Origin of the sequence: Nocardia sp. A7, from assembly GCF_046549215.1 — a bacterium.
GTDB lineage: Bacteria > Actinomycetota > Actinomycetes > Mycobacteriales > Mycobacteriaceae > Nocardia.
This window is the reverse complement of sequence record NZ_JAJPWE010000005.1, coordinates 136,233-155,417: the sequence shown is the minus strand read 5'-3', so window position 1 is coordinate 155,417 and position 19,185 is coordinate 136,233. Positions and strand designations below refer to the sequence as shown.

The window sequence follows — 19,185 nt, the reverse complement described above, 5'->3', positions numbered from 1 at the left end:
TCGCCGTCGCGTCACGGTGAGCTCATCCGAGTACACCGCCACCCGAGACCACGGGCATCGAGAGTGAATAATGTTCAGCGGCAATGATTGTTCGGCAAGCCGGTCATCTTCGGTGCCCGCCGACCAGCGCGCGCAGGAAGAATCCGAGGTTGGCAGGCCTTTCGGCCAGCCTGCGCATGAAGTACCCGTACCACTGGTCACCGTAGGGGACATACACGCGCACATGGTTGCCCGTGGCGGCGAGTCGCTGCTGTTCATCGGCGCGAATGCCGAACAGCATCTGGTACTCGTACTCCTCGGTCTTGCGCTGCGCCGCCCGCACACCCACCGCGGCCGCGGTGAGCACGGCCGGGTCGTGCGAGGCGACCATCGGATAACCCGCGCCCGCGGTGAGCACGCCGAGGCAGCGCAGATACGACGCGTCGACCTCGGCCTTGTCGCGGAAGGCGACCGACTCGGGTTCGTCATAGGCGCCCTTGCACAGCCTGATTCGCGACCCGGGGCCTGCCATGGCGCGGCAGTCGTCCTCGGTGCGGCGCAGGTAGGCCTGCAACACGGTGCCCAGCCACGGATAGTCCACGCGCAGTTCGCGCACGATCGACAGCGTCGAGTCGGTGGTGGTGTGGTCCTCGGCATCGACGGTGACCCACACACCGGCGGCTTCGGCGGCGGCGCAGATCCGGCGGGCGTGCTCGCGGGCGATCGCGTGACCGTCGCTCGGTAGGTCCTGTCCGAGAGCGGAGAGCTTCACCGAAACCTCCAGTGGCCGAACAGCTCCCGTCGCCACGTCGGCCTGGGGAAGTTCGCCGAGCGCGGCGATCAGGGTGAGGTACTGGGCGACGGTCGCCTCGGCGCTGGCCAGGTCGGTGGTGTCCTCACCCAGATAGTCGATGCTGACGAAACGCCCCGAGCTCAACAGTGCTTCGGTGGCACGCACGGCCTGCTCCGCGGTGGTGCCCGCGACGAAGCGGGCCACCACCGCCCGACTGACCGGCAGCCGGGTGACGGTGCGTTCCAGGCGCGGTGAGCGCGCGGCGGCGAGCATGGTCGAACGCAGCAGAGCGGACATCAGCGCGCCTCCGGTGCCTGGTGGGGGTAACTGTGTTCGGTGGGCGGAACGAAGGTTTCCTTGATCGTGCGCGCGGAGGTCCAGCGCAGCAGATTCTGCGGGGAACCGGCCTTGTCGTTGGTGCCGGACGCGCGTGCGCCGCCGAACGGCTGCTGGCCGACGACCGCCCCGGACGGTTTGTCGTTGATGTAGAAGTTGCCTGCGGCGAAGGTGAGCCGATCGGTCGCCTCGGTGATCGCGGTGCGGTCCTGCGCGATGATCGAGCCGGTGAGACCGTACGGGCTGCCGCTGTCGACGAGGTCCATGGCGTCGGCGAAAGCTGTCGGGGTGCTGTCGTCGTAGACGTGTACCGCCAGGATCGGGCCGAAGTACTCGGTGCCGAAGATCTCGTCGGCCGGATCGTCACCGACCACGATCGTCGGGTCGACGAACCAGCCGACGCTGTCGTCGCTGTGTCCGCCCGCCACCACGGTCAGGCCCGGCGTCGCCTTGGCGCGCTCGAGTGCGGCGGTATTGCGGTCGAAGGCACGTCGATCGATCAGTGCCCCACCGAAATTCGTGAAATCGGTGACATCGCCGTAGCGCAGGTTCGACGTCCGCTCGATCAAGTCGTCCGACATCGTCGCCCACACCGAGCGCGGAATGAACGCGCGTGAGGCGGCCGAACACTTCTGTCCCTGATAGTCGAACGCGCCGCGTACCAGCGCGGTGGTGAGCACCGCCGGATCGGCCGACGGATGCGCCAGCACGAAGTCCTTGCCGCCGGTCTCACCGACGAGCCGCGGATACGTGCGGTATCCGTCCAACCGTTGCGCCACCTCGCGCCACAGGTGCTGGAAGGTGGCGGTCGACCCGGTGAAATGTACGCCCGCCAATCGCGGATCGGCCAGCACGACATCGGAGATCACCGGGCCGGGCCCGTTGACCAGGTTGATCACGCCCGGTGGCAGTCCCGCGGCTTCGAGTAGTTGCATCGTCAGGTAGGCCGCCACCGCCTGGCTCCTGGCGGGCTTCCACACCACGGTATTGCCCATCAGCGCGGGCGCGGTGGGCAGATTGCCCGCGATCGCGGTGAAGTTGAACGGGGTCACCGCGTAGACGAACCCCTCCAGCGAGCGGTACTGCATCCGGTTCCACACGCCCGGCGAGGAGATGGGCTGCCCGGCGAGGATCTCGCGGGCGAAGGAGACATTGAAGCGCCAGAAGTCGATCAGTTCGCAGGGTGCGTCGATCTCGGCCTGATAGGCGGACTTCGACTGCCCGAGCATCGTCGCGGCGGCGATCTTCTCGCGCCACGGCCCGGCGAGGAGGTCGGCCGCGCGCAGGAAGATCGCGGCGCGGTCGTCGAACGGCATCGTCTGCCAGGCGGGGGCCGCGGCACACGCGGCCTCGACCGCGGCGGCGGTTTCGGCGGTACTCGCGTCCCGCAGGGTGCCGAGGACGGCGGCATGGCGGTGCGGTTGGACCACATCGAAGGCGGGGCCGTCGCCGGGCAGGTGGCGGCCGCCGATCACGTGGGTGATCTCGGTGGGGGAGGCGGACAGCTCGGCGAGCGCGGTCTGTAGACGGGCGCGTTCGGGGCTTCCCGGAGCGAAGGTGCCGACGGGTTCGTTGACGGGCGGCGGGGTGGTCGCGATGGCGTCCATGGGTGCGGCTCCTGCGTCGTGGCGGATAGCGGGATGTGACGTAGTCAACACCGATCGGTCGGAGCGATAATCATCTGATCGGATGAAGATGCGGGCAGTAGGTTGTCCGATCGGCCAATAACGGAGGTGCTCGATGTCCGACGGAGATACCACGCTGCGCGAGTTGCTCGCCGCCCTCGACCACACCGTCGCGACCCTGGTCGACGCGCCCGCGGGCCATGAGGTCGCAGTGCGGACAGTGGCGCTGGCCGAGCCTGCCGACCTGCCCGAACACCTCGACGGCGAGGGTGCGCTGCCCGAGGTGTACCTGCTGGTCGGCGTCGATTCCGCCACCACCGCGCGCTGGTTGCGCGAGCTCGGCGACCGCGACCCCGCCCAGCGGCCGCGCGTGCTGATGACCAAGAGCGCCAACGACTCGCCCGCGGTGCGCGCCGCCGCGCACGCCGTCGGCGTCGCGCTGGTGCACGTCCACCGGCAGGCTCGCTGGGATCAGGTGTTCTCGCTGATCCGCCGGATGCTGGCCCGCTCACCCGGTCAGCGCGCCGCGTCCGACGAGCACGACCTGCTCGCCCCCGACACCGACCTGTTCGGGCTCGCTCAGGTGTTGGCCAGGGAAACCGGCGGCATGGTTTCCATCGAGGATCCCCAGTCCCACGTGCTGGCCTACTCGGCCTCGGACGCGTCGGCCGACCGGTTGCGCATCCAGTCCATCCTCGGCCGGGAAGGCCCGAGCGACTATCTGCGGATCCTGCGCGAGTGGGGTGTGTTCGACCGGGTGCGGTGCAGTGATGAGGTCGTCGACGTGCCCGAACATCCCGAGCTCGATATCCGGCGCAGACTCGTCGTCGGCATCCGGCGTGGCGCCGAGGGTGCGCAATCCAGAATGCTCGGGACCATCTGGTTGCAGCAGGGCGCGGGGCCGCTACGGCCCGACGCGGCGCAGGTTTTGCGTGGGGCATCGGCGGTGGCGGCCAGGATCATCGCGCGCCGGCTGGACGCGCCGTCGACCGAGGCCCTGCTCGTGCGCAGGCTGTTCGGTGCGCACGGTGACGGCGTCGACGTGCCCTCGGTCGCCGCCGCGCTGAACCTGGCGACGAGCGGTCCCGCCGCGGTGATCGGCATCGCGCCGGTCGGTCCCGCCGCCGATCTGGCCGCGTCCAGTGGTTTGATCCGATTGCACGCCAGCGCTTTCCGTGATGATTCGGTCACCGAGTCGATCGGCGAGCGGGTCTATGTCCTGCTGCCCGGCTACCACTCCGAGCGCGGCGTCGGTTCGTGGGTGCGCAAGCTGGTCGCCCAGCTCGAGCAGACGCGCGCACTGGTGGTCCGGGCCGCCATCGCCGCACCGGTCGCCGACCTGACCGCGGTCGCGGGCGCGCGCGCCGAGGTCGACCGGGTGCTGGACAGTCCCGTCGCCGACCCTTCGGGCAGCCGGGTCGCCACGCTGGCCGATGCCAGGACCGCGGTGCTGCTGGCCGAGATCATGGAGCTGATCCGCGAGCGCCCGCGCCTGCACGATCCACGCCTGGCCGCCCTCGACACCTACGACCGAGCCCACTCCGCCGATTTGCGGACATCGGTTCAGACGTATCTGCGGGCGCATGGAGAGGTGCGCGTCGCTGCGGCCGCGTTGCGCGTGCATCCGAACACGCTGCGCTATCGGCTGCGGCGGGTGGAGACCGTCCTCGGCATCGATCTGAGTGATCCCGGGGATCGGCTGTTGCTCGACATTCAGCTGGCCGCGCTACCGAATATTTCGATTGCTCAGAGCTGACACAGTTATTGCAGTTAGTCTGCAATAGTCGTTCGAGGTGAACGGTTGTGAAGTGGAGGAGCAGTGGTGAACAGTGCAGACGGAGGTCGCGGCGAGCTGTCGCGGCGCGGGATGCTGGGTGTCGGAGCAGGCGCGGTCGCGGCGGTCGCGGTCGGCGCGACCGTCACCGGTTGTGGTGACCAACCCGGCGGAGTCACCCCGTCGAGCACCCAGACCGAGCCGACGAAGGCCATCCTCGATGCCAACCGCGCGCTGGCCGACAGCTTGCCGTTCGGCGACACCGCTGACTTCGCCGACGCCGACCGCGGCTGGATCGCCGCCCTCGAACCGGGCAAGGTGACCGATCCGTCGGGGAAAGTGGTGTGGGACAGCGACTCCTACGACTTCCTCGCCGGCTCCTGTCCGCAGTCGGTGAACCCGAGCCTGTGGCGCCAAGGCCAGCTCGTCGTCAAGCAGGGCCTCTACGAGATCGCGCCCGGCTTCTATCAGATCCGTGGCCTCGACCTGTCGAACATGACGTTGATCGAGGGCAGAACCGGGGTGATCGTCATTGATCCCCTCATCTCCGCCGAGACCGCGGCGGCCGGTCTCGCGCTCTACCGCAAGCATCGTGGCGATCGGCCGGTCACCGGCCTGATCTACTCACACGCCCACGTCGACCACTTCGGCGGCAGCTACGGCGTGATCACCCCGCAGGATGTGGCGGCAGGCCGCTGCCCGGTGATCGCGCCGGTCGGTTTCCTCGAGCACGCGGTCGCCGAGAACATCTACACCGGCACCGCGATGGCACGACGCGCCGCCTACATGTACGGGGCCGCACTGCCCCGCGGCGCGAAAGGGCAGGTGAGCGCAGGTCTCGGTCCGACCACCTCGGTCGGTACCGTCACCCTGATCCCGCCGACCCTCGACATCACCCGCACCGATCAGGAAGAGATCGTCGACGGTGTGCGGATGGTCTTCCAGCTGACCCCTGGCACCGAAGCGCCGTCGGAGATGAACTTCTACTTCCCCGACCGGCGCATCCTGTGTATGGCGGAGAACGCCACGCACACCATGCACAACATCGTCACCCTGCGCGGTGCGCTGGTGCGCGACCCGCATGTCTGGTCGAAATATCTCACCGATTCGATCAACCGCTACGGCCGCCGGTCCGATCTGGTGTTCTCGTCGCACCACTGGCCGATCTGGGGGACCGATCGGATCGTGGAGTTCCTGTCGGTGCAGCGCGATATGTACGGCTACCTCAACGATCAGACGTTGCGGCTGCTGAACCAGGGCTACGTCGGCGCCGAGATCGCCGAGATGGTGCAGATGCCGCCCGCGCTGACCGCGTCATGGTCGACGCACGGGTACTACGGCTCGGTCAGTCACAACGTCAAGGCCGTCTACCAGCGGTACATGGGCTGGTTCGACGGCAATCCGGCGCACCTGTGGGAACACCCGCCGGTGGAGAGCGCTCGCCGCCACGTCGAGGCGATGGGCGGTGCCGATGCGGCACTGCAGACCGCGCAACAGGCCTACGACGCCGCCGACTACCGCTGGGTCGCGCAACTGGTGAACTACGTGATCTTCGCCGACCCCACCAACAAGACGGCAAAAGACTTGCAGGCCAGCGCCTTCGAGCAACTCGCCTACGGCGCGGAGAACGCTACCTGGCGCAACTTCTATCTCAGCGGCGCCCACGAATTGCGCAACGGCGCCTTCGGTACCCCGACGACGGCGAATTCGACAGGGATGGCCGCGGCGCTCAGCGTGGACCAGGTGTTCGACGCGGTGTCGTTGCGGATCAACGGACCCGAGGCGTGGGAGGTCCGGATGACCGTCGACTGGCGGATCAGCGACGAGAACAACCGAATTCATCGCACCGAGCTCCGCAACGGCGTGCTCGTGCACTACGACCGGTTTCCCGGTGACGACCTGCCCGCAGCCGACGCCACGGTCGCGCTGACCCGCCCGGTACTGATCCGCACCCTCGTCGGCGGGGCCGACATGAAGAAGGGCGTGATCGACGGTGACATCGCCATCGACGGCGATGCCACCGCATTGACCAAGTTGCCGGGCGTGATCGACAAGCCGGACCCGAACTTCGCCATCGTCACGCCGTAACGATTGTCAGGTCCCGGTGGGCACCTCGCCGACCGCCTTGGTCGGGTCGATCACGCCGAACACCTCGCCCTGGGGCGCCTGCAGAATGCCCGTCCGGCCGAAGGGACTGTCATCGGGGCCCATGATCACCGAGGCACCCAGTTCGGTGGCCGTGGCCAGGGCTGTGTCGGCGCCGTCGACCTGGATCCAGGTGAGCCAGTAGGGCGGGGTGTTCATGGCCGAGGCGTCCATGATGCCGCCGACCTCGTGGCTGTCGCCGGGCAGCGCGAAGGTGGAGTAGGTGAGGTTCGCCCCGTCACCGATCTCGGTGTACTGCCAGCCGAACACCTTGGTGTAGAACTCGTGCGCCTGCTCGTAGGCGGGGGTGTGCAGTTCGTTCCAGCAGTAGGCGCCGTGCTGGTTGAAGATGCCGGAGCCGTTGTGCGCCTTGGCTTCCCACACGCCGAACACGCCGCCCGCGGGGTCGGCGGCGATGAACATGCGCCCCACGTCGAGCACGTCGAACGGTGCCATCATCACCTGCCCGCCCGAGGTGCTCACCCGTTCGGCGATCTCGTCGGCGCGCTTGGCCGCGAAGTAGGTCGTCCAGACCGACGGCATCGCGCCCATTGCTTCGGGTTTCGGGCCGATGCCCGCCGCAGGTCGGCCGTCGAGCGTGGCCATGAGATACCCGCCGGCATCGGCGGGGCCGTCCTGGACTTCCCAGCCGAACAGCGCGCTGTAGAAGTCGCGGGCGGCGGTGGTGTCGTCCACCTGACAGTCGATCCAGCAGGGAGTTCCCTGCGGCCAAGCTTCGTCGCGTGTCGGCATTGTCGAATGTCCTCCTCGGCGATGGATGAAGACCGGCCCCGATCGCACCGGCATGAGCCAAGTCAACCACCGGCCACCGACAAGAAGGAGCATCCGGAACCCCGCTGAACTGGAACAACGCATGTTCACAGCGACAGTCCGAGCGGTCCGACGCTCACCCGGCTAACTCGTTACCACTGTTATGTTTCTCGCGCCGATCGTGCGGTGGCTCGGTCAACGGTGGAGACGAACGAACCGGTCGGGAGCGATTCATGGTGGGAAGACATTCGGAACGCGGGTTCGTCCGGATACTGGTGACGATCCTCGCGGTCGCCGTCGTGCTCGGCTGCGGCGGTGGTCCCGCGGGCGGGCAGCCCCCGGACGCGCCTGCCGCGCAGTGGACCGCGCTGCACGACGGTCCGGGTGCCTACCCCGAGGTGCGGGTCGAGCGCGGCGTCCAGCTCACGATGAGCGACGGCGTGGTGCTCAAGGCCGACGTCTACCGCCCCGCCGATGCCGCGGGGGTGATCGAGCAGAAACCGCTTCCGGTGATCGTCAGTCTCACGCCCTATTCGAAACTCATGACCGGGCTGATCGAATCGGCCGCCGCCATCCCGGGCCTGCAATCCACCGCCGTCGACATCGTGCGCAGGCTGAACCTGTCCACCACTCCGATCAGCGGTTTCGGTGACCTCATGCAGGCACTGGACGGCGGCATGATCCAGACGATGCTCGGCGTCGACCGCAAGCTCGTGCGCGCCGGTTACACCGTCGTCGTCGCCGATGTGCGCGGAACCGGTCTGTCACAGGGCAAATGGGACACCCTCGGCGCACGTGAACAGCTCGATACCCGTGAAGTGATCGACTGGGCGGCACATCAGCCGTGGTCGAACGGGCGGATCGGCATGAGCGGTGGCTCCTACTCCGGCATCAACCAGTTGCGTGCCGCCGAGAACGCCCCGCCCGCGCTGCAGGCGATCTTCCCGGTCGAGCCCGGCAGCGATCTCATGCGTGACGTGGTCGCCCCCGGCGGCGGCGTCGGTACCACGTTCCTTCCGCTGTGGCTGAACTCGGTCAACCAGCTCAAACTCGTCCCCGACGTGGCCTCCATGGTCGACGGCAGCTTCGACTGGACCTGGTTCAACGACCGGCTCGCCGACCCGACCACCAACTTCGACCTGCTCGCCCAGTCGCTGCTCACGCCCTCGCTGTCGAATATGCCGCCCGCGCTCGACGGCGCGCTCGACGACACCTCGGCCTTCCGTGAGGCGATCATGGGCCACCCCGAGAATGTCACGGTACCGACGTTCGTCTACGGCGGCTGGCACGACATCTTCGCCAACAGCGCCACCAAACTCTACGAACAGATCCCGCTGCCCGCTGGGCGCAAACAGCTGATCGTCGGCGACACCTATCACGCCAATCCCGGTGCGGGCACCGGTGTTCCGGGCGCTCCGCCGCGCCTGGACGTGCTGCAGCGGGCCTGGTTCGACAGGTGGCTCAAGGACATCGACAGCGGCGTCGAAGGATTCGGCCCCGTCACGGTAAAACAGCAGGGCGGCAGTTGGGTGACGCTGCGGGAGTTTCCGCAGCCGGGTGTCACACATCGCCGCGTCTACCTGTCCGCCGCGCCCAGCGGCAGCACCGAGGACAGCCTGCACGACGGATCGCTGAGCGCGACGGGTCCGGCTACTACCGAAACTCTTACCGTCGCACCGGGTTTGAATCAGATGTGCTCGCGTGACGCGGCGCAGGGTTCGGCGGGCATGACAGCCGCCTTCGACACCTGCGCGAAGGACTCGCGCATCGCCGAACGCAACGGGCTCACCTTCACCAGTGCGCCGCTGGCCGAACAGACCGTCATCTCCGGCCCGATCAACGTGCGGCTCAACACCATTCACGATGCCACCGACGGATTCTGGAACGTCACCGTCAACGACGTGGCACCCGACGGCACGTCGACAGTGCTCACGACCGGCCAGCTCACCTCGTCGATGCGCGCCGTCGACGAACGCCGCAGCGCGCGCTCGATCAACGGCGACTTCACCGCGCCCTTCAACCCGCTCACCGTCGACCGACTGCTCCCGGTGGAACCCGGCGCACCCATCGACATCGACGTCGCCGTCATCCCGACCCAGGCGGTGCTGGCCCCGGGACACCGGCTGCGCATCGACGTGTTCGCGGGCAACGCGCCCAAGGCACTGCCGTTTCGGCCGATGCTCGACGCCAGCGGCCTCGAGCCCCAGCACGTGCGGCTCGACCCCGCGGCACCGAGCTTCGTCAACCTGCCGACCGACCGACCGATTCCCTGACCGATGCCGCCGCCGCTACCCTCGATCGAGCAGGCATGCTGCGAAGAGGTTTCGGACGAGGAGGTCGCTGTGGTCGAACCTGTCATCGTGGTGATGGGGGTGTCGGGATGTGGGAAGACGACCGTCGGCGCGCTGACCGCCGACCGGCTCGAAGTCCCGTATGCCGAAGGTGACGACTTCCATCCGCTGGCCAATATCGAGAAGATGGCCGCCGGTACCCCGCTCACCGACGAGGACCGGCTGCCCTGGCTCGACACCGTCGCGGCGTGGCTCGCCGAACATCAGGAAACCGGCGGGGTAGCGACCTGCTCGGCGCTGCGGCGCGTCTATCGCGACCGGCTGCGAGCCCAGGCGCCGAACATCTATTTCGTGCACCTGGCAGCCACCCGCGAGGAACTACTGCGCCGGATGACCGGGCGACTCGGGCACTTCATGCCGACGATCCTGCTGGATTCCCAGCTCGACACCCTCGAACCGCTGCAGTCCGATGAATCGGGCATCACCCTCAACGCGTTGCAGCCGCCGAGTGCGCTCGTCACCGAGTCCGTCGACTACTGGATCGCCGGTCACCGCTGAAGCAGGGGATGCAACTCTTCGACGGGCGCGAGCATCAGCATCGCGCCGAACACGAGAGCTGCCAGGCAGACGGCGGTGAAGAACAACACCCAGAGCACCGCGGGCAGGTGCGTCAACCGGGCCAGCTGATCGGCATCGGAATCGGTGCGCCCCGGTTGCCTGCGGCGACCGCGTTGCAGTTCGAACACCGGCCGCACCGCGGCGGCCAGCAGGAACCACGCCGCCAGATACGCGAACGCGGCCTGCAGCAGATCGCTGCCGAACCACGAGACCCCGAACACCAGCGCACCGAGCACCACCACGGTCAGCAGCCCGTACATATTGCGCACCTTGATCAGCACCGCGGCCAGCATCACCAGAGTCGCCCACAGCATCACCGTCACCCGGCCCGTCCCGAGCAGTGCCGCATAGCCGAGCCCGAGCAGCGCGGGCGCCGGATATCCGGCCGCCGCGGTGAGAATCATGCCGGGACCCGTTGGTTTACCGCTCGACACGGTGAGCCCCGACGTGTCGGTGTGCAGGGTGATCGCGTGCAGCCTGCGCCCGGTGAGCAGCGCGATCAACGCGTGCCCGCCCTCGTGCGCGACGGTCACCGCGGCCCTGGTCAGCCGCCATAACGGGCGGTAGCCGACCAAGATCAACGCCACCGCCGCGGTGGCGAGCACCAACCACCAGGCGGGCGCGGGCTGGGGCGCGAGGAGACGATCGAGGAACGAGCTGGCGGATCCGGTGTTCACCGCCGCACTGTATCCGTCGGCGGGCTCGTGCGCCGCCGTGATAGCAATGGGCATGCAGATGCGCCCTCACCGCTGGAATCCGCCGCGCCCCACCGCTCGTGCGCGGCAGACCCACAGCGATCCGCCGATGCCGCCGACGCGACTGCTGCCCTTGCCGGGCAAGGGCCCGGAGGACATCGTGGTGCTGCCGGACGGACGGCTCGTCACCGGGACCGACGACGGCGCGATCTGGCGCGTCGATCCGGCCAGTGGTGCGGTCGAGCGGATCGCCGACGCCGGTGGCAGGCCACTGGGCATGCACGCCGATGCCGACGGCTCCCTGCTGATCTGCGTCGCGGGTCGAGGAATCCTGCGGCTGGCCGAGGCGGGCGCCGAACTGGAAGTCGTCGTCGGGGAGCTCGACGGTGTCCCGATCGCGTTCCCCAGCAACGTGATTCGCGACGAAGACGGCACGATCTACTTCTCGGTCAGCACCCGGCGGTGGCCTTTCGACAAGTGGATGACCGATATTCTCGAACATTCCGGCAGCGGACAGCTGGTGCGCCGCGATCCGGACGGACACCTCGAAGTGCTCGTCGACGGCCTCCAATTCGCCAACGGCGTGGTGCTCGCCCCGGACCGATCCTGTCTGCTGGTCGCCGAGACCGGCTCCTACCGGATCACGCGATACTGGCTGACCGGTTCGCGCGCGGGCACCACGGACCACCTCGTCGAGAACCTGCCCGGCTCACCCGACAACATGCTGCTCGGCAGCGACGGCCTGGTCTGGGTCGGCATCGTCTCGCCACGGAACCCGTTGCTGGACAGGCTGTTCCCGCTCCCGGGTATCGTGCGACGCCTTGTCGACGCGCTGCCCGACAGCCTGACGCCCGCGCCCGTCCGCTCGGTCTGGGTGCTCGCGCTCGACTTCGACGGCACCATCGTCCACGACCTCCAGCGCGAGGGCACCGAGTACGCGCTGGTCACCGCGGTCGCCGAGCACAACGGCACCCTCTACCTCGGCAGCCTGTCCGAACCCGCGATCGCGGTGACCTCGGTACCGGCGACCTGACCTCGGCCCCGTGCGGCGGACGGCACCGGATGGTCCGGTTCGAGCGCGGGCAGCCCGTCGATGCTGGTGGAGTTGTCGCCCGCGATACGGCGGGCGAAGTCGGCGTCGGTGCGGCGGGTGTGGGCCTCGTCGAGGATGGAGCGCTCCTCGACGAGCTCCATCTTCGGCACCGACCAGCCACACGAGTCGGCGATCCGATCCACCGAGATCACCACCACCGCACGAATCCCCGGGTGTTCGAGGCCGAAATGCGCACGCAGCGTGTCGAATTCGTCGGAGTCGGGGCGAACGACACGGCCGGCGCCGAAGAGTCGAAGAATGCGCGTGGTGCGGGTGAACGAGCAGAACATCACGGTGATCCGGCCGTTGTCGCGCAGGTGCGCGATCGTTTCCGAGCCGCTGCCGAACAGATCGAGGTAGGCGACGGTGTGGTCGTCGAGCACGGCGAAGGTGTCGCGATAGCCCTTGGGAGAGAGATTCACGTGGCCGCCGACGGAGGGCGCGGTGCCGATGAAGAACATCGGCTGTGCGGTGATGAATGCCCGCAACTTGTCGTCGATCCGGTCGAACACCTTGCCCATGACGCACTCTCTCCGGTCCCACCAGTCGGTGGGCTCCCCGATTTCACTGTATCGACCGGTCCGACCCGGGTAGCGGTTCGGTTCACGGTGAGATTTACCGCAGACGGCGCAGGCGCGGTAGCCGACGATGGCTTCCATGACCCAGACCGCGCCGAGTCCCGCCCATCCCGTGCAGCAGCGTTACGCCGATCCGGCCGCCGAGATTCCCGTGCAGTGGAATCCGGTGCTCGAGGTGTTGCACGCGCACAAGTCGGTACGCCGCTACCTGCCGGACCCGGTGTCGCCCAGCACTGTTCGACTGCTGGTGTCTGCCGCGCAATCGGCGGCGACCTCATCGAACCTGCAGGTGTGGAGCGTCATCGAGGTGCGTGATCCGGCGCGCCGGGCCAGACTGGCCGCCATCGCGGGCGGGCAGGCACACATCGAGCAGGCACCGGTGCTGCTGGTCTGGACTGCCGACTTCGCCCGGGTGCGCCAGCTCGCCGACGATCACAGCGCGCCACTGGAGGGCGCCGACTATCTCGAATCCAGCTACGTCGGCTTCGTCGACGCCGCCCTCGCCGCACAGAACGCGGTGGTCGCCGCGGAATCGCTCGGCTTGGGCACGGTCTACATCGGGGCGCTGCGCAACGACCCGGAAGCGGTGGCGGCGGAACTGAATCTGCCCGAGCACGTCTTCGCGGTCTTCGGTCTCGTGGTCGGTCACCCCGACCCGACAGAGGGCACCAGGGTCAAGCCGCGCCTGCCGCAGGCGGCGGTCCTGCACCAAGAGACCTACGACCTGGCCGCCCAGCGCGAGCCGGTCGCCGAGTACGAACAGCGGATCGGCGCGATCTACACCGACCAGGGCTTGCCGTTCTCGTGGACCGAGCGCACTCTGACCCGCTTGGCTTCGCGAGCTTCCCTGAACGGCCGCCACCGGCTGCGGGAGTCCTTGGCCGCCAGGGGATTCCGCCTGCGCTGAGCCGCGGGGACGCTCAGCCGTTGATCGCCTTCTTCGTGAGATCGAGCGAGCGGATGCGGGCGTCGATGTCGTAGACCAGGGTGTTGAGCATGAGCTCGTCGGGGGAGGTGGCGTCGAGCAGCTGCGCCGCCTGGGCACGCACCGTCTCCGGCGAACCCTGGAGCTGTCCGGCCCTGCGCTGCGCTGCGAAATGGCGTTCGGCGTCGGTGCCGGGGAATCCCGCGGCCTGCTCCGGCGTCGCCAGCGCCTGCGGACGACCCGAGCGCAGGTTCGCGAACGCGAGATCACGGGGTGCGGCGAGGCGATCGGCCTCGGCGTCGGTGTCGGCGCACAGCGCCGACGCGGCCACGATCGTGTACGGCTTGCTCAACGTCTGCGACGGCCGGAAATTGTCGCGATAGAGGCTCAGCGCGGCGACGGTGTTGTCCGGCGCGATGTGATGGGCGAACGCGAACGGCAGCCCGAGCACCGCGGCCACCTGCGCGCTGTAACCACTCGACCCGAGCAACCACACCTCCGGTTCCGCGCCGAGGCCCGGGCTCGCCACGATCCCGTTCGGGTCGGCGCCACGGAAGAAACCGATCAGCGCGGTGAGCTCCTGGGGGAAGGCGTCCCCGCCGAGCCCTTCGGCGCTGCGGCGCAGTGCGCGCGCGGTCACTGGATCGGTGCCGGGTGCGCGTCCGATCCCGAGATCGATCCGTCCGGGGTGCAGCGACTCGAGCGTGCCGAACTGTTCGGCCACCACCAGCGGCGGATGATTGGGCAACATCACCCCGCCCGAACCGACCCGGATCCGCGAGGTGGACGCGGCCAGATGCGCCAGCACCACCGCGGGCGCCGCGCTCGCGATGCCGGGCATGTTGTGGTGCTCGGCCACCCAGAATCGGCGAAAGCCCTGCTCCTCGGCGTGCTGAGCGAAGCGCGTTGTGGCGTGCAACCCTTCACCTGCCGTCGCATCGGATTGCACCGGTGCCAGATCCAGAACCGACAGCGTGACGGCGCTCATGAGCCTCCTCGAGTGTGTAGTACCCCTTTGGAGGCCAACCTGCGCTATGCCGCCGGTATTTCCGTGCGGCGGTGGTGGTGACACCGGCCACGGTAGCGGGGCGGTAGCGTGCACGACTGATCGATGCGACGGAAGGACTGTTCCATGTCAGTTGACGGCCCCGGCCTATCCACCGATGCCGCCGAGCCGACCGCCCTCACGGCCGGATCGGAGGGTTACGAGCGCGGTCTGGATCCGCGCACGATCCAGATGATCGCCATCGGCGGTGCGATCGGCACCGGTCTGTTCTATGGCTCCGGTGCGGCGATCGAGCAGGCGGGTCCCTCGCTGATCCTGGCCTACCTCGCCGCGGGTCTGGCCATCTTCGTGATCATGCGCGCGCTCGGTGAGCTACTGACCTACCGGCCTGTCTCGGGCAGCTTCGCCGAGTACGCGCACGAGTTCCTCGGTCGTTTCGCCGGGTTCGCGACCGGGTGGTCGTACTGGGCGGTGTGGGTGTCGACCTGCATGGCCGAGATCACCGTTGCCGGCCATTACGTCCAATACTGGTTCGACATTCCGCAGTGGGTGACCGCGCTGGTCGTGCTCGCCGTGCTGTTCGCCGCGAATCTGATCTCGGTGCGGTTCTTCGGCGAGGGCGAGTTCTGGTTCTCGGCGATCAAGGTGACCGCGATCCTGGCGATGATCCTGATCGGCATCGGCGTGCTGGTGTTCGGTTTCGGTCACGCTGCCGACCCGACGGTGACCAACCTGTGGGCCGACGGCGGGATGTTCCCGCACGGGTTCGGCCAGACGCTGCTGGTGCTGCAGATCGTGGTGTTCGCCTATGTCGGTGTCGAACTGGTCGGTGTGACGGCGGGGGAGGCCCGCGATCCGAAGACCACGCTGCGCAAGGCGATCAACACCCTGCCGTTCCGGATCGGGCTGTTCTATGTGGGTGCGCTCGTGGTGATCATGTCGGTGGCGAGCTGGCGCAGTTTCCACGCGGGCCGCAGCCCGTTCGTCGAGGTGTTCGAGCAGATCGGCATTCCCGCCGCCGCGGGGATCATCAACTTCGTGCTGCTCACCGCGGCGCTGTCTTCGTGCAATTCCGGTATCTACTCCACCGGCCGGATGTTGCGCAGCCTGGCTCTGCGCGACGAAGCACCGGCGAAGTTCGCGACGCTGAGCAAGCAGTCGGTGCCGTTCACCGGCATCTGCGCCTCGGCGGGCGCGATGGTGATCGGTGTGCTCGTGAACGCGATCTCACCGGACAAGGCCTTCGCCTACATCACCTCGGTGAGCACCGTCGGCATCATTGTCGTGTGGAGCGTGATCCTGGTGTGCCACAGCAAGTATCGCGCCAAGGTGCGTGCGGGTGAGCTGCCCGGCAACGACTACCGACTGCCCGGTGCACCCGTGACCACATGGGCCGCACTGGGTTTCCTCGGCCTGGTCGTGGTCCTGCTGCTGTGGACCGATGGTGGACGCACCGCGCTGGTTGTCGGTGCGGGCTGGGCGGCGCTGGTCTGCGCGGGCTACTACGCCTTCGGCCGCCGTGGTGGTGTGCCCGCCGAATAGCCCCGTTTGCTGGAAAGCCGCTGGCAGAGACCCATTTCGTGTCATACCCCCCAGGTATCGTCGAAGTTGTCACACAACCAGCCCGGACGCGAGTGTGGCCGGGCGGTGCGAGAACGGGGGCACACGAGATGAGTGACGAGAACAGCGGCGATCTGCGGCCGCCCCGCCAGCACGGAACCACCTGGCGTGAATCGGAATACCGAATACTGGCCGACGATCTGCGCGCGGGCGCCGATCTGGCCCGCACGGCGAGCACGGTCGGGCGCACCGAATCGGCGGTGCGCACCGCACTGCGCAACTTCGTGCCACCGGAGGAACGGGTACCGACCGCCGAACGAGAACGCTGGATCCGCACTCGCCTTGTCGCCGAACCGGAATGGGACTGGTGGGCGGTGGTGATAGAACATCACCGCCGCTCCCGTAGCGGCCTGTGGTTCACCCGCCACGAGCACTGCGCCCGCATCGGCTGGCGCAGACGCACCCCCATGCCCGCGCTCGCCCAGGAACTGGCCACCTCGGAACTGTCGGTGGCCGAACTCCTGCGCGCACTGGGGTTGGTCGAGAGCATCGAGGAAGCCGCCGACCGCCTCGGCGCCACCCCCGGCCTCGCCCTGGCCAAACGAGTCACCGCCCGGCGCGACGAAGCCGTCGGCGCCCGCTGGATCCTGGTCGTCGACGGCGCCGCGGGCACCACCCGCCCACGCAACGCCCCGGTCCGCCGTCAGGTATCCCTGCACGAAACCCGCGCCGACGCCGAGGCCGAACGCGACCGAATCCTGTCCTGGCACACCCGAATCGGCCCGGAAGACCCCGACACACCGGTCTGGTGGACCATCGCTGAACGTGGCCTCGGCGCGACCGTCGGCCACACCCGCTGCGGCACACACGATCCCACCACCACCGGCGGCCGAATCCGCGCCGAAGCGCTCACCGTCGGCGACATCATCCGCGTCCCGGTCCCCGACGGCGGCTTCCTCCAAGACCGCATCACCGCGATCACCCAACCCGCCGCGGCCGCGCCGATCGTCGTCTACCTGGCCCCGGTCGCCAACTCCCGCGTCCGCCGCGTCGTCGAATTCGCCCCCGACGAGGTGGTCGACGTGGTGCGCAGATCGGGGGAACGCTCGGCCTAGCGGGCCGCGGCCCCCCACACGGCTACGCTGTGTCATCGCCTCGGCGGTCGAGCGGGAACAGGATCGGGCTTCCGTGCGACCAGTTGTGGCGATGTCGGCGAGTGGCGAATGGTGGTGGCAGGCAGGAAGAATCGTCGCCATGGACTGGACCAATGTGGCGGTTGCCTCGATCACCGTCGTCGGAACGCTTGGTGGTGGGCTCGTGACCCAGGTGTTCGCGATTCGTAGCAAGCGAATCGATGCGAATGTACAGCGGGACAATCGCGCCGAGGAATTGCGGGAGCTCACCCGAAAAGAGGCCACCGACGAGAAGCGGTCGGCGTACGCGAGCCTGAACACCGCGGCGCATTCCTGCCGTGCGGCTATCCGACACCATGTCGACGAGAAGTGCGGCGGGCGCACTCCTGATATCGCCAAGTTCGAGGCGGTCCGGGAGGTGCTGCGCGACAGCTACTCCCGCGCGCAGATGGTGGTGTCGGACCGAGCGCTCGATTTCGCGTCCGAGGTGAATCGTTGCCTCGACATCGGTCATCGCGCGGCACTCGAACTCGACGAGAACGATGCCGTGGCGGTGGCGGCACTGTATCGCTACGTGGACGACGCGCTGGGCTTCGGTGTCCGCCTCCTGCGTCGAGCGATCCGAGAGGATCTCGGGATCGAACCCGATGCCGACGCCGATCTCGAAGGCCGCCTCGTCTCGCTCAGGCAGATGCGCCATGAGTTCGTCAGGAGGGACACGCCCGCCGTGGCAGCCGAAGGCTCGACATCCTCGGCTGAGGCCGACTGACGAACCCTCGATCGTGCGTGCGCGCCAGCACCCCGCCGGTGCCCGCACCCGCATGATTCGCACAGGGGGACAACGGGTTCGGCGACAGGCACGTATTGCGGCGACGATTTCCGAACGGGTCGAGACGAAATCAGATGACCGCATCCATCGGTGCGAGTTCTCGGCTCAGGCGCAGGACGTTTTCCACCGTCTTCGGATCGGTGGCACCTCGGAAAGCGGGCACGGGGCGCGCCTCGGGGCCGATGAGCAGGCCGGTCTGCTCGGCGAGTGAGGCGTCGGTGGCCGCGTGGATCGATGCGCGTGCGGCGGTGCGTGCTGTGCCCGCGGTGGAGCGTTCGAACCGGCGCCGGACCAACGGCCACAGCAACCGAAGCGGCGGGGAGACGATCTTCGGCGAGGTCATGGTGCCGTTGGTCATCGCCGTCGCCGCACCGCCGGGGTCGGCCGCGAAGACCGAGATGCCCGTGCCGCGTAGGCGTTCGGCCAGGTGCAGGGTGTAGGCGAGGTTGGCGAGCTTGGCCCGGCCGTACCAATGGAAGCCGTAGTAGCCCCCTGGCGGTTCCACCGTGTCGAAGTTGCGTTTGGCCACACCGATCGCGGCGGAGGTGACGTTGACGATCCGGCTCGGCGCGCCTGCGCGGAGCGCATCGATCAGCAACTCGGTCAGCAGGTACGGGGAAAGGTGGTTCACGGCGAACGATGTCTCGATGCCATCGAGCGTGTGCGCTCGCTCGGCCGACATCGCGCCTACATTGTTGACCAGCACGCTCAGCGAGCCTTCGGTCCGTAACCGTGCCGCGAGCGCCCGGACTTGCGTGAGGGAGGAAAGGTCGGCAGCCACGAATCGTGGTGCGGGGCCGGTGGCGACGGCCGCAATCTGGGCCACGGCGTCGGCTCCGCGCCCGGGATCACGGCCGACCACGGTGACGGCGAATCCGCGCTCGGCGAGGCCTTTCGCCGTCTCCAGTCCGATACCGCCGGTTCCTGCCGTGACCACTGCTCGCTGACTCATCCGCGTTGCCTCTCGCCGCTCGACTAAACGGATAACGATCCGTTTGACTGTGACGCTACCACAAAACGGATAGATATCCGTT

16 protein-coding genes are annotated in these 19,185 nt (G+C 68.2%); 9 read left to right on the top strand and 7 right to left on the bottom strand.

The genetic code is table 11. The features are described 5' to 3' along the window. Positions 1–103 precede the first annotated feature (103 nt). Positions 104–1,069, bottom strand: coding sequence for a proline dehydrogenase family protein (locus tag ACLJPD_RS26165; RefSeq protein WP_410875638.1), 966 nt, complete (start codon positions 1,067–1,069; stop codon positions 104–106). Next, entirely contained in the window at positions 1,069–2,715 is a 1,647-nt protein-coding gene (pruA, locus tag ACLJPD_RS26160; RefSeq protein WP_410875637.1) for an L-glutamate gamma-semialdehyde dehydrogenase, read from the bottom strand. Before pruA ends, ACLJPD_RS26165 begins: the two co-directional genes overlap by 1 nt. A 133-nt stretch (positions 2,716–2,848) precedes the next feature. On the opposite strand from pruA, the gene ACLJPD_RS26155 reads away from it, so the two are divergent. Together ACLJPD_RS26155 and ACLJPD_RS26150 are read left to right on the top strand one after the other, a co-directional pair. Then, positions 2,849–4,489, top strand: coding sequence for a PucR family transcriptional regulator (locus ACLJPD_RS26155; RefSeq protein WP_410875636.1), 1,641 nt, complete (start codon positions 2,849–2,851; stop codon positions 4,487–4,489). Between the two features lie 111 nt (positions 4,490–4,600). Beyond that, the gene (locus ACLJPD_RS26150) at positions 4,601–6,595 is read left to right on the top strand and encodes an alkyl/aryl-sulfatase (RefSeq protein ID WP_410876314.1); all 1,995 of its coding nucleotides are present in this window, start codon (positions 4,601–4,603) and stop codon (positions 6,593–6,595) included. A gap of 6 nt (positions 6,596–6,601) precedes the next feature. Here the strand turns inward: ACLJPD_RS26150 and ACLJPD_RS26145 are convergent, their stop codons facing one another. Then, entirely contained in the window at positions 6,602–7,348 is a 747-nt protein-coding gene (locus ACLJPD_RS26145; protein WP_410875634.1) for a VOC family protein, read from the bottom strand. A gap of 308 nt (positions 7,349–7,656) precedes the next feature. On the opposite strand from ACLJPD_RS26145, the gene ACLJPD_RS26140 reads away from it, so the two are divergent. Beyond that, a complete protein-coding gene (locus ACLJPD_RS26140; protein ID WP_410875633.1) occupies positions 7,657–9,696 on the top strand; it encodes a CocE/NonD family hydrolase in 2,040 nt (679 codons plus the stop codon). A 93-nt stretch (positions 9,697–9,789) separates the two neighbouring features. Continuing rightward, positions 9,790–10,272, top strand: a complete 483-nt coding sequence (locus ACLJPD_RS26135) for a gluconokinase (RefSeq protein ID WP_410876313.1) — start codon at positions 9,790–9,792, stop codon at positions 10,270–10,272. Here ACLJPD_RS26135 and ACLJPD_RS26130 read toward each other — a convergent pair. Next, entirely contained in the window at positions 10,263–11,009 is a 747-nt protein-coding gene (locus tag ACLJPD_RS26130; protein ID WP_410875632.1) for a M50 family metallopeptidase, read from the bottom strand. The genes ACLJPD_RS26135 and ACLJPD_RS26130 overlap by 10 nt on opposite strands. Here ACLJPD_RS26130 and ACLJPD_RS26125 point away from each other — a divergent pair. Continuing rightward, positions 11,002–12,060 (top strand): SMP-30/gluconolactonase/LRE family protein, encoded by a 1,059-nt coding sequence (locus tag ACLJPD_RS26125; protein ID WP_410875630.1) that lies wholly within the window; start codon positions 11,002–11,004, stop codon positions 12,058–12,060. The two genes, ACLJPD_RS26130 and ACLJPD_RS26125, sit on opposite strands and share 8 nt — an antisense overlap. On the opposite strand, the gene ACLJPD_RS26120 is transcribed toward ACLJPD_RS26125, so the two are convergent. Further along, positions 12,003–12,641, bottom strand: coding sequence for a pyridoxamine 5'-phosphate oxidase family protein (locus tag ACLJPD_RS26120; protein WP_410875628.1), 639 nt, complete (start codon positions 12,639–12,641; stop codon positions 12,003–12,005). The two genes, ACLJPD_RS26125 and ACLJPD_RS26120, sit on opposite strands and share 58 nt — an antisense overlap. A 136-nt stretch (positions 12,642–12,777) precedes the next feature. On the opposite strand from ACLJPD_RS26120, the gene ACLJPD_RS26115 reads away from it, so the two are divergent. Continuing rightward, entirely contained in the window at positions 12,778–13,605 is an 828-nt protein-coding gene (locus ACLJPD_RS26115; protein ID WP_410875626.1) for an NADPH-dependent oxidoreductase, read from the top strand. 13 nt (positions 13,606–13,618) lie between these two features. Here ACLJPD_RS26115 and ACLJPD_RS26110 read toward each other — a convergent pair whose 3' ends face one another. Further along, positions 13,619–14,611, bottom strand: coding sequence for an LLM class flavin-dependent oxidoreductase (locus ACLJPD_RS26110; protein ID WP_410875624.1), 993 nt, complete (start codon positions 14,609–14,611; stop codon positions 13,619–13,621). Between the two features lie 144 nt (positions 14,612–14,755). Between ACLJPD_RS26110 and ACLJPD_RS26105 the strand changes: the two genes are divergently transcribed. From ACLJPD_RS26105 to ACLJPD_RS26095, 3 genes are all read left to right on the top strand, one after another. After that, positions 14,756–16,171, top strand: a complete 1,416-nt coding sequence (locus ACLJPD_RS26105) for an amino acid permease (protein ID WP_410875622.1) — start codon at positions 14,756–14,758, stop codon at positions 16,169–16,171. 128 nt (positions 16,172–16,299) lie between these two features. Beyond that, complete coding sequence (locus ACLJPD_RS26100; RefSeq protein ID WP_410875620.1) at positions 16,300–17,304, top strand: hypothetical protein; 1,005 nt, start codon at positions 16,300–16,302, stop codon at positions 17,302–17,304. A gap of 73 nt (positions 17,305–17,377) precedes the next feature. Next, complete coding sequence (locus tag ACLJPD_RS26095; protein WP_410875619.1) at positions 17,378–18,091, top strand: hypothetical protein; 714 nt, start codon at positions 17,378–17,380, stop codon at positions 18,089–18,091. Between the two features lie 130 nt (positions 18,092–18,221). Here ACLJPD_RS26095 and ACLJPD_RS26090 read toward each other — a convergent pair whose 3' ends face one another. Then, a complete protein-coding gene (locus ACLJPD_RS26090) occupies positions 18,222–19,103 on the bottom strand; it encodes an SDR family NAD(P)-dependent oxidoreductase (protein ID WP_410875617.1) in 882 nt (293 codons plus the stop codon). Between the last annotated feature and the right edge of the window lie 82 nt (positions 19,104–19,185).

Bases quoted from the DNA above. Each gene is read 5' to 3' on its own strand.
- ACLJPD_RS26165 (WP_410875638.1), bottom strand. From the start codon at position 1,069: ATGTCCGCTCTGCTGCGTTCGACCATGCTCGCCGCCGCGCGCTCACCG.
- ACLJPD_RS26135 (WP_410876313.1), top strand. From the start codon at position 9,790: ATGGGGGTGTCGGGATGTGGGAAGACGACCGTCGGCGCGCTGACCGCC.
- ACLJPD_RS26155 (WP_410875636.1), top strand. From the start codon at position 2,849: ATGTCCGACGGAGATACCACGCTGCGCGAGTTGCTCGCCGCCCTCGAC.
- ACLJPD_RS26100 (WP_410875620.1), top strand. From the start codon at position 16,300: ATGAGTGACGAGAACAGCGGCGATCTGCGGCCGCCCCGCCAGCACGGA.
- ACLJPD_RS26115 (WP_410875626.1), top strand. From the start codon at position 12,778: ATGACCCAGACCGCGCCGAGTCCCGCCCATCCCGTGCAGCAGCGTTAC.
- ACLJPD_RS26150 (WP_410876314.1), top strand. From the start codon at position 4,601: ATGCTGGGTGTCGGAGCAGGCGCGGTCGCGGCGGTCGCGGTCGGCGCG.
- pruA (WP_410875637.1), bottom strand. From the start codon at position 2,715: ATGGACGCCATCGCGACCACCCCGCCGCCCGTCAACGAACCCGTCGGC.
- ACLJPD_RS26110 (WP_410875624.1), bottom strand. From the start codon at position 14,611: ATGAGCGCCGTCACGCTGTCGGTTCTGGATCTGGCACCGGTGCAATCC.
- ACLJPD_RS26105 (WP_410875622.1), top strand. From the start codon at position 14,756: ATGTCAGTTGACGGCCCCGGCCTATCCACCGATGCCGCCGAGCCGACC.
- ACLJPD_RS26090 (WP_410875617.1), bottom strand. From the start codon at position 19,103: ATGAGTCAGCGAGCAGTGGTCACGGCAGGAACCGGCGGTATCGGACTG.
- ACLJPD_RS26140 (WP_410875633.1), top strand. From the start codon at position 7,657: ATGGTGGGAAGACATTCGGAACGCGGGTTCGTCCGGATACTGGTGACG.
- ACLJPD_RS26120 (WP_410875628.1), bottom strand. From the start codon at position 12,641: ATGGGCAAGGTGTTCGACCGGATCGACGACAAGTTGCGGGCATTCATC.